General features: G+C 55.9%; 1 protein-coding gene. It reads right to left on the reverse strand.

All coding sequences use genetic code 11. The features are described 5' to 3' along the window. Positions 1-95: 95 nt before the first annotated feature. A partial coding sequence (locus KMS84_RS44135; protein ID WP_256921466.1) for a copper-binding protein occupies positions 96-363 on the reverse strand: 268 nt, incomplete at its 5' end.

Below are 363 nucleotides of genomic sequence, written 5' to 3' on the forward strand. Positions count from 1 at the left end.
GCTCTGTACCGACCAAATGCCCCAGGCCGTGACAAACAGTGTCGCCAGTAGCACCAAGAATCGGTTGGCCACTGACCAACGAATCAGGGCAGCAATCATGGCTGGCTCCCCGATTTTTCCAGACGTTCAATACGCAAACCATCATCGGTCTGGCTCACCGCAATCCGAACCTTATCGCCCGTTTTGAGGCCCTGCATCAGCGCCGGACTAGCGAGTGGGAACGTCATCGTCATACCAGGCATGCCCAGAGTCTTGAAGGGACCATGGGCAAGCGTGACTTCTTTATCGTTGATCTCAACGATCTGCCCATCCGCTTCATGAAAGCTGGAGGCTGCTGCGCTGGGTGGTGATTCTTCCTCCGAG

Origin of the sequence: Streptomyces hilarionis (assembly GCF_024539675.1) — a bacterium.
GTDB classification, from domain to species: Bacteria; Actinomycetota; Actinomycetes; order Streptomycetales; family Streptomycetaceae; genus Streptomyces; species Streptomyces hilarionis.